Below are 13428 nucleotides of genomic sequence, written 5' to 3'. Positions count from 1 at the left end.
CTTTTGACTTGTCTAAGCGTCGCTTTTCTCTATGGTTCGAGCGCTTAATGGCGATCGCAGCTACGGTAAATTTTGGTCTAGTCATTTTTGACTTCACCTACGTCCCCTGGCGCGATTTTTACCTTAACCGTATTCCTGAAGTTACAACAATTTACGATCCAATTAAAGGCATTGAGCCGCACCGCGAAACTCAGCAGTATTTAAAGCTAGTCAATGCCTTAGAACAACAAGTCAGTCAAACAGGATTGCAGTCACCCCAGACAGCAGCCGTGTTAGAGCAACTGCGCCGCTACAGCAGTGACATGATCGAAACTAATCCGTTTGCCTTGGCAAATAAGACGGGGACGCTAGAAAGAATTAAAAATCGAATGCGCGATCGCATCGGTGAAGAATCTTCGCGTACTGCTTTTAATATTTTTTGGAGTCAAGAATATCTCCTCAAAGCTGGGTGGCAAAAAGAGATTGACTTTTTCAATCGCAGTATTCGCCCTTTAGTTGCCACAAATTATTATCGTGCGATCGGTGAAAACGGAGAATTTATCGATGAATTCTGGGGAATTGACGCTTATTTCATCGTCCTGTTTGGCGTAGAATTTCTCATCCGCACTTTTATCATTAGCCGTCGTCACGTTGGGTTGAAATGGCGAGATGCGATGTTATGGCGATGGTATGACATTCTACTCATCGTTCCCTTTGAGTTGTTACCTTTTTTGCGCTGGACGTGGCTGCGAATTATTCCAGTGACGGTTCGCTTGCACCAAGCAAAATTATTAAATTTAGAACCAGTCCGACGACAAGCGACTCAAGGATTTGTCGCCAGTTTGGCACAGGAAATCACTGAAGTCGTTTTAATTCAATTTATTAATCAGTTACAAGTTTCGGTACGACGGGGAGAGTTAACAAATTGGTTATCCGCCAGCTCTAAGCGGCAACCATACATAGATTTAAATAATATTAACGAAATTGAGACGATCGCTTCTCTGGTCGTCAACGTCCTCGTCTACCAAGTCTTCCCCCAAATCGAACCAGATATCATTGCCATTTTACGCCACAGCATCGAAAGCACCCTCGACCAATCCCCTCTCTATCGCAGCATCCATAATCTACCAGGAGTCGGCAACTTACCCCACACGCTGAGCCAGCAACTAGCGACCTCCATTACCCAAAATTTTTATACCGCGATCGTCAAAGCCGTAGAAGATCCGGTTGGGGCAAAAATTTCCCGCCAGCTAGCTCAACATTTCAGCCAAGCTTTAGGTACGCAAATGCAGGAAAAACATACCTTAGAACGCATTCAATCTCTGATTTCTGACTTTTTAGAAGAAGTCAAACTCAACTACGTCCGCAGACTAGCACAAGAGGATGTCGAGCAAATTATGGAACAAACCAGGCTATTGAAGCGGGGGGAGAAGTGAGGAGTAAGGGGTGAGGGACAAGGAGGACAAGGGAGACAAGGGGGATAGGAAGAAAAACATTTTTCCCCTCTCCCTTGTCTCATTCTCTCGCTCCTCGCTCCTCACCCCTAATTGATGCGCTAAACTCAAATGTAAGGGCGAAACGAATTTGTTTCGCCTTTAAACTTTCTGGAAAAATAACTGTTTCTCAGGAAGTGGGTGTCCACCCGCTTTTTTTATGTCTGAACAATGGCTCATCCCTTAATTCCCCAAATCATTGAACTCGCCTCGCCTGTAGCAGAAGATCTAGGGTTGGAAATCGTTGATGTTGTTTTCCATACAAACCATCGTCCGCCAGTGCTGCGCGTGGACATCCGCAATCCGCAGCAAGACACCGGACTAGACGACTGCGAACGCATGAGCCGCGCTTTAGAAGCAACGCTAGATACAGCAGATGTCATTCCTGATGCTTACGTTTTGGAGGTTTCTAGTCCAGGGATATCGCGCCAGCTGGTGGCAGACCGAGACTTTATTTCTTTTAAAGGATTCCCTGCGATCGTCACCTTATCCGAACCCTATGAAGGTCATACAGAGTGGACGGGTCAATTAATTAAGCGCGATGAAACCGCAGTGTTTTTGAATCAAAAAGGTCGGGCGATCGCCATTCCCCGCTCTCTCATCACCAGGGTACAACTGGACGAGCGCCACTAAATCAGAGGTTAGGAGTGAGGGATTGGAGGTTAGGAAAATTGTGAATTTGAGATTTCGGATTGCAATTTCTCCCTTGTCTCCCTTGTCCTCCTTGTCTTCCTTGTCCCCACTTCCGACTCCCTACAGATAAAGAGGTTTAAATATTATGTCAATGGTTAGCCTACCGGGTCTAAAAGAATTAATTGAAAGCATCAGCCGCGAACGGAATTTACCTCGGAATGCGGTACAAAACGCTCTGAGAGAAGCTTTGCTAAAAGGCTACGAGCGCTATCGGCGAGCGCAAAATCTAGACAAAAAGCATTTTGAAGAAGAATATTTTGACAACTTTGAAGTAGAGTTGGATGTTGAAGAACAAGGCTTTCGAGTTCTAGCAACTAAAACGATTATTGAAGAAGTCACCAACTCCGACCACGAGATTTCCCTCAAAGACGTGCAAGAATTTGCAGGGGATGCAGCTCAAATTGGTGATTCCGTGCTAGTTGACGTGACTCCAGATAAAGAAGAGTTTGGACGCATGGCAGCGATGCAGACAAAACAAGTTTTGTCGCAAAAACTCCGCGATCAGCAGCGTCAAATGATCCAAGAGGAATTTCAAGATATAGAAGATACCGTACTGCAAGCTAGAGTACTACGGTTTGAGCGACAGTCAGTGATTATGGCGGTTAGTAGCAGCTTCGGTCAGCCAGAAGTCGAAGCAGAACTACCCAAGCGGGAGCAACTACCTAACGATAATTATCGCGCCAATGCTACTTTTAAGGTTTATCTCAAGAAAGTCTTGCAGGGACAACATCGAGGTCCACAGTTATTAGTTTCCAGGGCTGATGCTGGTCTAGTCGTGTATTTATTTGCGAATGAAGTGCCGGAAATAGAGGATGAAGTCGTCCGCATTGTCGCTGTAGCCAGGGAAGCCAATCCTCCCTCCAGGCATGTCGGTCCTCGAACAAAAATTGCTGTCGATACCCTAGACCGAGATGTAGACCCAGTAGGGGCATGTATTGGCGCTAGAGGGTCGCGAATTCAAGTCGTAGTCAACGAATTACGCGGAGAAAAAATTGATGTGATTCGCTGGTCGCCCGATCCAGCTACTTATATTGCCAATGCTTTGAGTCCGGCTAGGGTGGATGAAGTACGGTTGATGGACCCGGAAACTCGTCAGACTCACGTATTGGTGGCAGAAGATCAACTCAGTTTGGCAATTGGTAAAGAAGGACAAAACGTCCGTCTAGCCGCCCGTTTGACAGGATGGAAAATTGACATCAAAGACCGCGACAAATACGATTACGCCGCTGAAGATGCTAAATTTGCGGCAGCAGCTAGACAACAAGCCGCCGCACAGTTAGAGGAAGAATTAGCAGAGGAAGAATTGGCAGAGGAAGAACTAGAAGACATGATAGAAACAGTAGATGACACTGGCGAAGCATTGGATGAAGAACTGGAAACATCTGAGGAGCTAGAAGAATCGGCGACTAACGAACTGTGACTTGTGACTCGTGACTTGGTAACTGCCCCTGAAGCTCTCTTCACCGTCCCAACCCCCTCCTGTTGATGAAACCTAACTATCGCCGTTGTATCAGCTGCGGTCGCGTGGCATTAAAATCGGAGTTTTGGCGCATTGTCCGCGATCGCGACTCGGGAGAGTTACAATTAGATCGGGGCATGGGGCGTTCTGCTTACATCTGTCCCCAAGCAAGCTGTCTACAAGTGGCGCAAAAGAAAAACCGCTTGGGGCGATCGCTCAAGGTCAAGACAGTCTCAGAGGTGCTTTATCAAACTCTATTGCAGCGCCTAGTTACAGAACCATAAGTACGAAACCAGGTGACAGAGCCAGATAGCAGTGATATGTACAACCCCTTATACTTACCCACTCCTTGAACTTAACAAGAGCGAACGAGCATCAAGCATACAAACACATCGGCATTCCCATTGACAGGTTAAGGAATTTGCAGCTGGTAATTTCTGCAAACCTAACTTGATGCCAAAATAATATATGGGTCAAAATATCCTAGTAGTAGATCGACAACCAAAAGTTGCGACCGGATTTCCTCAAGTTGGAGCGCTAGCAAAAAACACAAGCAAAAAACACAAGCAAAAAACACAAGCAAAAAACACCTGCTAACCCTATCAAAGTAGGGATTTAAGCCAAATAGAAAGCTTCTCTGTTATATCATTTGGAGGCAAGAACCGCAATTCAAACAGTAAACGAATATACAAAAATCGGAGGATGGAGATGTTGTAAATCGGGCAACCATCCAGTTATAGCTGGTAGGTACAAGGGGAAGAATGGATGAACAACGGCAAAGTCAGAATTTACGATCTATCAAAGGAATTGAATTTGGATAACAAGGAAATATTAGCCATTTGCGATCGGCTTAATATTGCAGTGAAAAGTCATAGCAGCACTATTAGCGAAGAAGAAGCAGAGCGAATCAGACAAGCAGCAGAAAAACAAGCTGCAAACCCCGTCACTGCTGGTAGAGAAGGTCATGCCAACAGCTACAAGGCACATCCTCAACCAGCCACTAACAAAGTTAAACCAAAACCTGTCGTGCCTCACAAACAGCAAATCTTGGAAATTCGCAAACCAAAGCACAACCCCGATCGTCCTAACCCCCCAGAACCTTCTGTTGCCGTAGCACCTCAACCTCCAGCTCGTCCGACCGCTTCTAATTCACCCGTGCGACCGACAACAGCGCCAACCCGTCCCGAAGCACAAAAGCCAGTGCAAGCAGTAGAAACTCAGCCTACAACCCAAAGCGAGCAGGGCGATAATTCAATACCCACAAACAAATCCAGACCACCAGAATCACCCAAGCTGTCAACACCACCCCCTAGACCGTCCGGGGCAAGAGACGGTGTAGATGAAACTGCCGGACTACCACCGTCGCCACCACAGCGAGCGGAGCGCCTGGAACGATCGGAACGACCGGAGCGACCAATTCTCAAGCGGGAGCAAGACGATCGCGCAGCCAATCGTCCAGTGGCGAAGGCAGATAGAGTCGAAAAACCAATGCGTCGTTCGCAGGAGGCAGCTGCTAGCTCGGAAAGCACGCCAGCTAGACCTAAACCCGTGCTGGAACTGCAAAGACCTAAGCCAGTGAGGGCAGGCGAAGCAGTAGCACCAGAACGCTCTAAACCAGATGGGGCAGAAGCTTTACCGGGAACGGAAGAAATCGCCGAGATCGGTGTGGATGACAAGCCAATCCTCAAACGCCCCATGCCGCGTCCAGTGGGTAAAGGTGGCAAGAAATGGCAAGAAGAGGAGATAGACGAAGGACAAGACGCAAAGGCAACGAAGGCAGGTGTAAAAACCAAACGTCTCAAGCCTATAGTCGATTTGGATGACGAAGAAGACTTTGACGATGAGGAGGACGGAGATAGCGATACTCCAATTCAAGTTAGCCTGTCCATAGCTCGTCCGCCAAAACAGAAAACAGCAGCTCGTCCAGGACAGCCGCAGCCTGCTGCTATTAGTGTAGTTAGAAGCAAAAAGTTTAGCCAAGCACGAGAAAACAACCGTCGCCGCGAACCAGAACAGAAACGCGAACGCCCAGAAAAAGTCGTAGTCATGGGCAATCTCACCGTGCAAGAACTAGCTGAGAGTTTAGCAACTCCAGATACAGAAATTGTCAAGATTCTGTTCATGAAAGGGATAGCAGTTAGTATTACCCAAAGTTTAGATCTTGCCACGATTAAAATGGTGGCGGAAGAACTGGGCGTAGAGGTAGAAACTGCCGAGCCAGAAGCAGAAGCCCGTAAAGTTACAGAAATGCTCGATGCGGCAGACTTGGAAAATCTCCAGCGCCGTCCGCCAGTCGTAACAATTATGGGTCACGTAGACCACGGAAAAACGACTTTGCTCGATGCCATCCGCAAAACAAAAGTGGCGCAGGGCGAAGCTGGAGGCATTACCCAGCACATCGGTGCTTACCACGTCGATGTCGAACAAAACGGGCAAATGCAGCAAGTCGTATTTCTAGATACCCCAGGTCACGAAGCCTTCACGGCGATGCGGGCGCGAGGAGCGCGAGTGACGGACATTGCCATCTTAGTGGTTGCTGCCGATGACGGCGTTCAACCCCAGACGGTTGAGGCGATCAGTCATGCCCAAGCAGCAGAAGTACCAATTGTCGTCGCAATCAATAAGATTGATAAAGAAGGCGCTCAACCCGATCGCGTCAAGCAAGAGTTAACTCAATACAGTCTAACTCCTGAAGAATGGGGCGGAGACACGATTATGGTTCCCGTCAGCGCCATTAAAGGTGAAAACCTTGACGGCTTGCTAGAAATGATTCTGTTGGTTGCAGAGGTAGAAGACCTGTACGCTAACCCAGATCGGACGGCGAAAGGAACGGTAATTGAAGCCCATCTTGACAAAGCCAAAGGTCCGGTCGCAACCTTGCTGGTACAAAACGGAACGCTGCACGTGGGCGATATCCTTGTGGCTGGGTCGGCATTTGGCAAAGTCCGCGCTATGGTGGACGATCGCGGTCGGCGGGTAGATATCGCTAGTCCCTCCTTCGCCGTAGAGGTCTTGGGCTTGAGCGACGTGCCAGCAGCTGGAGACGATTTCGAGGTGTATCTCGTCGAGAAGGAAGCACGGGCGATCGCCAGCGAACGGGCAGAGAAACAACGTCAGTTCCGCTTGCTGCAAGGACGCGCGACCCTAACTTCCATATCCGCACAGGCTCAGGAAGGCGAGTTGAAGGAACTCAACTTGATCCTCAAGGCAGATGTCCAAGGTTCCGTCGAAGCAATCGTCGGGGCGCTCAAACAACTGCCACAAAACGAAGTCCAAATCAGAATGTTGTTGTCTGCACCTGGAGAAGTCACTGAAACTGACATCGACTTGGCAGCAGCTAGTAACGCCGTGATTATCGGCTTCAACACCACGCTTGCTAGCGGTGCTAGACAAGCAGCCGACGAAGCAGGGGTAGATGTTCGAGAATACGACATTATCTACAAACTGCTGGAAGACATTCAAGCTGCCCTAGAAGGTATGCTAGAGCCAGAATTGGTAGAAGAACCTCTCGGTCAGGCAGAAGTCCGCCAGGTCTTCCCAGTCGGTCGCGGTAAGGTGGCTGGTAGCTACGTGCAGTCGGGCAAGCTCGTGCGTAACTGCAAGCTGCGGGTGCGTCGTGGTGGTAAGGTGATCTACGAAGGTGCTTTAGATTCTCTCAAGCGGATGCGAGAGGATGCCCGCGAAGTCAATTCCGGCTACGAATGCGGTATTGGCGTTGATAAATTCAATGATTGGGTTGAAGGCGATATCGTCGAAGCCTATCACATGGTGACAAAACGCCGCACGCTTACGAGGTAGCACTGTCAAGACGTGCGATCGCGCGTCTTGACATCTTGAAAACTATGCAATCATTTCGCTCCGAACCATTTTTGTGGATTCACCTAGCTGGGTTAGCAACGCTGCCGATTCTGTTGCAGTTGTGCTGGCTCGGCTTGGCTGTGGGCGATCCCATCTTGCCCGTGTGGTTAGAATTCTCAATTGTGGCGGCGATCGGAGTCTTACCCGTTCTGTGGATGCAGCTATCCCGTCCTTTTTTGATCTTTGCCGTGCTGGGAGTCGCACAAAAACCAACTCAGCTCGACGAGCAGCAAAGAAAAGTTCTCAGGTTAATTCGTACGACTGCCAATCGCCTGCTGGCTATGGTAGCAGCAGTATTGCTAGTAGGGCTATTATGGTTGTTGTATCGTACCGCGCCGATCGCGGCAAATGTCATACCCTTACCACCCCAATGGCGAGGCTTAGGATTGTTGGTAGCTAGTGTTGCCTTTTTAGCAAGCAATCTATTTCTGCAAATCCCTGTCAGCGTGGCACGGGTTTTCGTTACTAGCGAAACAGAATTTTCTAAGGCAAAACCTTATCCTGTAGAAAGAATAGCGCGAGACTTTACGATTGTTGGCTGGCAAGTTAACCGCATCTTGCCCCAACTCACCAACTCTCAAACAGACACAGCTCAAGTAACAGCTCAAGTAAAGGAATGAGGAAACATGGCTCATCCAGCTACAGACACCAGCAGATCCGAAGATAGCCAAATCTGGGACGAACTAAAAAGCGCAATCGCTGCTAGCTCCGGCTTTCAGCGCTGGCGGTTAGAAAAGATGTCTGGCGATCGCCAACTGCAAGAGGTGAACCTCGATCGTCAAGTTAGTCTATATTTGCGCGAAACGCTGGAAACTTTGGCTTATTAGGGAGCAGGGAGTAGGGAGCAGGGAGTAGGGAAAAGGCAAATTTTAGGTTGACTCTCCTTGTTTCTCACAGAACTATTTCAAAAAATTTTTCAGAGTCCCTTCTAGGCGACGCAGTTGGCTGTAAACGGCTTCCAGGCGATCGCCTTCCACTTCCACATCTGTTGTCGGGTAGTTTTGGAGAATTTCCAGTAGCGAGAGCTGGCGATCGCGAGCAGATAAGGTAATGGCAGCGCGTAGAGCTTGTCGATTTGCTTGGCGCGAAGGTGGATGAATGGTTTTACCTATTTCATCTAACAATAATTCTCCTAAAGCATTGTTGAGAAATCGATCTAACAAGATTGGATCGACCGTTACTGTATTTGTAAGGGACTGGCGAATCGTCTGGGGATCTTGTCGGGCTAATGCCAAGTTTACCCGTAGATCGGGTGACATTTCTCCAGTGCGCGCAAACTTTGTCAAATCCTCAATCGCGATTGATTCGCGAAAAGCTCGGTACTTCAGTACGACTCGTTCGGCTGCAAAAACGGAGGTGCTAGAAAATACAATTGCTGCACTTACCCAGGAGGCGAAACCATAACGCAGCAACAACGAAAATAAGCGCATTAATTAAAAGTTAAGATTTAAGTTGTTTTTATTGTTTTAACTTCAACACAGTAGCACGGTTGCTTTCAGTCAAGACTCATCCTACAAGATTGTTTCTCACAACTAACCGAGTTTGGTAAAGCAGGTACTATCTACTCTGCGAAAGATTTATAGAAAATTGCGGAACATAGTAGCAGTGGTATGTGTCATCAGCTCAAATCTCAGGACAAGCGAATTCGTTCCAAGAATGTTAATAAAAGTAAAATTTTTGTGCAATTTTTGCGATCGCTTGTCTTACTAGATGCAGATCGTCAGCACATGACACATCCTACAAGTATGACACGCCAAGATTCTCCAATTTTCTCGTCTGCCAATCGCGCTTCGTCCGTCAAACCGCTTGTTTGCTCGTTATTTCCTTGGCGAACTGGACTAACCGCCTTACTGTTAGTTGCCAGTGGCACGATCCCCATCGCTACACTAGCAGATACTTCTATCGTACACGCTCAAGCGCCAACTACACCTCCAATTGCCGCTCCCACCACTGCCAAAGTTATTTACGTCAATCCCGAAGTCGGTACGGATACTCCTGGTGCTGGTACGAGCGAAGCATCTGCTTACAAAACTATTACTTTTGCTTTGACTCAAGCCGAACCTGGCACGGTCGTTCAACTTGCTGCTGGTAACTATACTAGCGAAACTGGAGAAGCCTTTCCCCTCACTCTCAAATCCGGCGTGACGCTACGCGGTGATGAAGCAACTAAAGGTGAGAATATTATCATCAGTGGTGGTGGAGAGTATATCAGTCCTACCTTTGCCCGACAGAACGTCACGATTCGTGCCGAGAAAGAGACAACAATTAGTGGTGTCACCGTGACTAACACTAATACACGCGGCACGGGCTTGTGGATTGAATCAGCTAATCCTACGGTAACGAACAGTACTTTTGCCAACAGCAATCGAGACGGGATTTTTGTAACTGGAACGGCTAGCCCCAAAATAGAAGCAAACCGATTCATTAAAAATGGTGGGAACGGAATCTCTGTAGCACGGGCAGCACAGGGAGAAATTCGCAACAACGTCTTTCAAGCTACGGGTTTTGGACTCGCAATTGGTGGTACCTCATCACCCTTAGTCAGCGATAACCAAATTCAACAAAATAAAGACGGGATCTATGTTTCCGAGGCGGCTCAACCGATTTTACGCAATAACGTGATTCAAAATAACGATCGCGATGGAGTTGTCGCCACTGTCAACGCTCAACCCGATATTGGTTCCGCTGATAACGCCGGACAAAATCTGATTCGCGGTAATAAGCGCTATGACCTATACAATGCCACGCGGAGCAACGCTCTGGTTGCAATTGGTAACGATATCGATCCCAAGCGCATTTCTGGCAAAGTCACATTTACCCCTGCTCAATTTGCTCTGCGCGATATCAAAGGTTTATGGGCGCAGCCTTATATTGAAGCCTTAGCTGCTAAAAATATTATTGCTGGTTTCCCTGATGGTACTTTTAAGCCAGACGAACCTGTCACCCGCGCCCAATTTGCCGCAATTGTCAGTAAAGCCTTTACACCAAAAGGACAACGCCCAGCCGTTAATTTTCAGGACGTTCAGCGTAAATATTGGGGCTACCAAGCGATCCAAACGGCATATCAAGGTGGTTTTGTGGCTGGATATCCTGGCAATTTATTTGAACCCGAGCAGAAAATTCCCAGAGTCCAAGCGCTGGTTTCCTTGGCAAACGGTCTAAAATTGAGTGCGGATAATTCTAGCGCGATCGCAGTTTATACTGACGCAGCTCAAATTCCCAACTACGCCGCTCAACCCGTAGCCGCCGCTACTCAGAAACAATTGGTGATTAACTATCCTACACCCACTCAATTAAACCCAAATCGCGAGGCTACCCGTGCTGAGGTTGCTGCTTTTGTCTATCAAGCACTCGTGAACGCCGGACGAGCTAAAGCGATTCCCTCACCTTACCTCGTTAGCCTACCCTAGATCGGGGAGCAGAGAGCGCGCGAGCGCACGAGCGCACGAGCAGGGGAGAAGAGAGCTGAGGGAGCAATTACAAGTCACAAGTCACAATGAATTCCGAATTCCGAATTCCGAATTCCGAATTTTCCCCACACTCCACACCCCGATCGCTGGTAACTGACAACTGATAACTGAATTAACAACGCCAGCGTTCCTGTCGGAATGCTGGCGCTATTTTGCTTCTTATATGCAGTGGGGTCTTTATATATTTATGGCTGACCCCTTTGAGTTAGCGGAGATATAGTCAGGGTCTTTATATAAGCTGACCCCGTTTGAACCTATGTATATAGTATGACAAACTCTATCTGAAGTAATGACTTTTCTAATGTTTTCTTTATTTTTTCTACGATACCGTTGAGAGTTGTGAATGAGCTTGAACTTTCTTTAAGGAGCGGTCTGTTTAACAGGGCGATCGCGCCGCCGAGCTGCCAAAACGAGTAATAGTATACATTTGACAAGAGATAATCCTGAGTATTTCTTCCAAATTTATTTAGAAGGAGTGAGGGGAGTTCAGATTTTTGAAGTCTAAGAGTTTCCCGTGTTCCCCAAGTCCTCCTTGTCTCTATTAACTACGACTTTGCTCGCCCCCGTTCCAGACGAAACAGGAAAATCATCAAGGCAACGATTCCTACTTGGAGAGCAAAATTGGGTAAAGCATTACTGACGTTTTGTCCCGCTGCTAGTTGAGCTAAAAAGATGACAGCACCAATTAAACCCGATGCTCCGAAAGAAAAGTAGATAAATTTTCTCAATCCTCGATAAGGAGCGGCTGCTTCTGCTCTCAACCGAGCGTATTGTTCTGATGTCAACCGTTTGTCGCCGCGATTTTTAGGATTTTGCTCTATCATCAAAGTTTTGATAGTATAATAAAGGTTTGGCAGCGCCGATGTGGCTCAGTGGTAGAGCACTCGATTCGTAATCGAGCGGTCGCGGGTTCAAATCCCGCCATCGGCTTAAGAAAGAGAGAGTAATGAGTGGTGTAGACTTGCAAAATTGGTGTAAAAGTGGTGTAAGCCAAGTAGACCTATCGACTTTCGCAAAGGCAATGACCAGTGGGTGTGGTTATCATTAGATGTTGTAACACGAGAGATTGTGGGCTTGCACATTGGCGATCGTAGTGGCAACTGTGCAAAAGCGTTCTGGAACTCGATGCCACCGATGTACCGTCCAGTGTGCTGTGCTTTACACCGACCGTTGGAGCGCCTATCCTATTCTTTTTTCTCTAGCCTTTCCTAAATAGCACTACTACTTTAAGTTAATACTCTAAGTGGTTTGGGAAAATGGATAGCTGGATGGCATGATTGTACGTTTTTTGTACGCATAGTACGAACGTTTTATTTACTCCGTACAGAAAATTTTACATACATTTCGTGTATATTTGTACGCTTAACGTACGTAAATTTTGTACAAAGCCTGAAAGCCTTACGGAGTAAGATTCTTTGCCAGAATCTAGCTTATGTCCTGCTCTCTGAGCATTACCCTCTATAGGGGCGCACCGATGTGCGCCTCTACGAATTTATTGCAATTAGCAGTTGGCATCATAATATTTGCGATCGCGCTTGTATCGATCCTAACAACTGATCATGCAACGAGCTATCAAAATCCTAGCTAAACACTTGGATAGATGTAATTATTAATGCTTTACTGCTAAAGAACTTACATGAGTTCTACTACGTACCATGACACAACAGCTGACAAGGCAAGACCCTTCAACTTGGGTGGAGCGACTGGCGAGATTTGGTTATGCAGCTAAGGGAGTGGTTTACGGTATTGTTGGATTGTTGGCAGCACAAGCGGCTTTTGGCGCAGGTGGAAAAACAACAGATACCGAAGGTGCATTACAAACGGTATTAACTCAGCCATTCGGAAAATTTTTACTAGCCGCGATCGCTCTTGGTTTACTTGGTTATGCACTTTGGCGGTTCGTCCAGGCAATTAAAGATCCCGAACATAAAGGTACAAATGCTAAGGGAATTTTTCAGCGACTTGGTTATGCAATTAATGGTTTTATCTACGCTGGATTAGCTTTTACTGCAATTCAATTAGTTGCTGGAACTGGCGGTGGGAGTGGTGGTAATGCAACTCAAGATTGGACGGCAAGGCTACTTTCTCAACCTTTCGGACAATGGTTGGTTGGAACTGTAGGTGCATTTATTATTGGCATGGGTTTCTATCAGTTTTACCGCGCTTTTAAGGCTAAATTTCGTCAAGAAATGGATCTGCATCAATTAAGTGAAACTGAGAAAAAATGGGTATTAGGTATTAGTGGATTTGGCACGGCAGCACGGGGAGTCGTATTTTGCGCGATCGGCTTTTTTCTGATCCAAGCGGCAAGAAATAATAACCCTAACGAAGCAAGAGGACTGGGTGAGGCGCTACAGGTGCTATCCCAACAACCTTTTGGTAAGTGGATTTTAGGAATTGTAGCTTTGGGATTAATTGCTTACAGTATTTATATGGTGTTGCAAGCACGATATCGCCGATTGAAAGTAGATTAAAT

General features: G+C 47.1%; 11 protein-coding genes, 1 tRNA gene and 1 pseudogene. 11 read left to right on the top strand and 2 right to left on the bottom strand.

What is annotated here, in order from left to right; all coding sequences use genetic code 11:
* Positions 1 to 47: 47 nt before the first annotated feature.
* The 7 genes from CHRO_RS25230 to CHRO_RS25200 all read left to right on the top strand — a co-directional run bounded on the left by CHRO_RS25230 (position 48) and on the right by CHRO_RS25200 (position 8309).
* Entirely contained in the window at positions 48 to 1415 is a 1368-nt protein-coding gene (locus CHRO_RS25230; RefSeq protein ID WP_015157063.1) for a hypothetical protein, read from the top strand.
* 228 nt (positions 1416 to 1643) lie between these two features.
* Complete coding sequence (gene rimP / locus CHRO_RS25225; RefSeq protein WP_015157062.1) at positions 1644 to 2105, top strand: ribosome maturation factor RimP; 462 nt, start codon at positions 1644 to 1646, stop codon at positions 2103 to 2105.
* A 145-nt stretch (positions 2106 to 2250) separates the two neighbouring features.
* Positions 2251 to 3585, top strand: a complete 1335-nt coding sequence (nusA, locus tag CHRO_RS25220; protein WP_015157061.1) for a transcription termination factor NusA — start codon at positions 2251 to 2253, stop codon at positions 3583 to 3585.
* 65 nt (positions 3586 to 3650) lie between these two features.
* A complete protein-coding gene (locus CHRO_RS25215) occupies positions 3651 to 3908 on the top strand; it encodes a YlxR family protein (protein WP_015157060.1) in 258 nt (85 codons plus the stop codon).
* A gap of 481 nt (positions 3909 to 4389) precedes the next feature.
* Positions 4390 to 7422, top strand: coding sequence for a translation initiation factor IF-2 (infB, locus tag CHRO_RS25210; RefSeq protein WP_015157059.1), 3033 nt, complete (start codon positions 4390 to 4392; stop codon positions 7420 to 7422).
* A 44-nt stretch (positions 7423 to 7466) separates the two neighbouring features.
* Positions 7467 to 8102, top strand: a complete 636-nt coding sequence (locus CHRO_RS25205) for a low-complexity tail membrane protein (protein ID WP_015157058.1) — start codon at positions 7467 to 7469, stop codon at positions 8100 to 8102.
* Positions 8103 to 8108: 6 nt separating this feature from the next.
* A complete protein-coding gene (locus CHRO_RS25200) occupies positions 8109 to 8309 on the top strand; it encodes a hypothetical protein (RefSeq protein WP_015157057.1) in 201 nt (66 codons plus the stop codon).
* Positions 8310 to 8381: 72 nt separating this feature from the next.
* Here the strand turns inward: CHRO_RS25200 and CHRO_RS25195 are convergent, their stop codons facing one another.
* A complete protein-coding gene (locus CHRO_RS25195) occupies positions 8382 to 8912 on the bottom strand; it encodes an alpha/beta hydrolase (protein WP_015157056.1) in 531 nt (176 codons plus the stop codon).
* Positions 8913 to 9092: 180 nt separating this feature from the next.
* Here CHRO_RS25195 and CHRO_RS33985 point away from each other — a divergent pair, with 180 nt between their 5' ends.
* A complete protein-coding gene (locus CHRO_RS33985; RefSeq protein ID WP_015157055.1) occupies positions 9093 to 10892 on the top strand; it encodes a DUF1565 domain-containing protein in 1800 nt (599 codons plus the stop codon).
* A 605-nt stretch (positions 10893 to 11497) separates the two neighbouring features.
* On the opposite strand, the gene CHRO_RS25185 is transcribed toward CHRO_RS33985, so the two are convergent.
* A complete protein-coding gene (locus CHRO_RS25185; RefSeq protein WP_015157054.1) occupies positions 11498 to 11776 on the bottom strand; it encodes a DUF3493 domain-containing protein in 279 nt (92 codons plus the stop codon).
* Between the two features lie 34 nt (positions 11777 to 11810).
* Between CHRO_RS25185 and CHRO_RS25180 the strand changes: the two genes are divergently transcribed.
* The 3 genes and pseudogenes from CHRO_RS25180 (at position 11811) to CHRO_RS25175 (ending at position 13426) form a co-directional block, all read left to right on the top strand.
* Positions 11811 to 11882 (top strand) — tRNA-Thr (locus CHRO_RS25180).
* Between the two features lie 84 nt (positions 11883 to 11966).
* Positions 11967 to 12135: pseudogene (locus tag CHRO_RS35110) on the top strand (IS1 family transposase); the annotation flags it as partial.
* Positions 12136 to 12607: 472 nt separating this feature from the next.
* Positions 12608 to 13426 carry a DUF1206 domain-containing protein gene (locus CHRO_RS25175; RefSeq protein ID WP_015157053.1) on the top strand — a complete coding sequence of 273 codons (819 nt, stop codon included), beginning with the start codon at positions 12608 to 12610 and terminating at the stop codon, positions 13424 to 13426.
* Positions 13427 to 13428 lie beyond the last annotated feature (2 nt).

The sequence above is a fragment of the Chroococcidiopsis thermalis PCC 7203 genome, assembly GCF_000317125.1.
Taxonomy (GTDB): Bacteria; Cyanobacteriota; Cyanobacteriia; order Cyanobacteriales; family Chroococcidiopsidaceae; genus Chroococcidiopsis; species Chroococcidiopsis thermalis.
This window is presented reverse-complemented; position numbering and strand designations above follow the sequence as displayed.

Bases quoted from the DNA above. Each gene is read 5' to 3' on its own strand.
- nusA (WP_015157061.1), top strand. From the start codon at position 2,251: ATGTCAATGGTTAGCCTACCGGGTCTAAAAGAATTAATTGAAAGCATC.
- CHRO_RS25230 (WP_015157063.1), top strand. From the start codon at position 48: ATGGCGATCGCAGCTACGGTAAATTTTGGTCTAGTCATTTTTGACTTC.
- CHRO_RS25215 (WP_015157060.1), top strand. From the start codon at position 3,651: ATGAAACCTAACTATCGCCGTTGTATCAGCTGCGGTCGCGTGGCATTA.
- rimP (WP_015157062.1), top strand. From the start codon at position 1,644: ATGGCTCATCCCTTAATTCCCCAAATCATTGAACTCGCCTCGCCTGTA.
- CHRO_RS25205 (WP_015157058.1), top strand. From the start codon at position 7,467: ATGCAATCATTTCGCTCCGAACCATTTTTGTGGATTCACCTAGCTGGG.
- CHRO_RS33985 (WP_015157055.1), top strand. From the start codon at position 9,093: ATGTGTCATCAGCTCAAATCTCAGGACAAGCGAATTCGTTCCAAGAAT.
- CHRO_RS25195 (WP_015157056.1), bottom strand. From the start codon at position 8,912: ATGCGCTTATTTTCGTTGTTGCTGCGTTATGGTTTCGCCTCCTGGGTA.
- CHRO_RS25175 (WP_015157053.1), top strand. From the start codon at position 12,608: ATGACACAACAGCTGACAAGGCAAGACCCTTCAACTTGGGTGGAGCGA.
- CHRO_RS25185 (WP_015157054.1), bottom strand. From the start codon at position 11,776: ATGATAGAGCAAAATCCTAAAAATCGCGGCGACAAACGGTTGACATCA.
- infB (WP_015157059.1), top strand. From the start codon at position 4,390: ATGAACAACGGCAAAGTCAGAATTTACGATCTATCAAAGGAATTGAAT.
- CHRO_RS25200 (WP_015157057.1), top strand. From the start codon at position 8,109: ATGGCTCATCCAGCTACAGACACCAGCAGATCCGAAGATAGCCAAATC.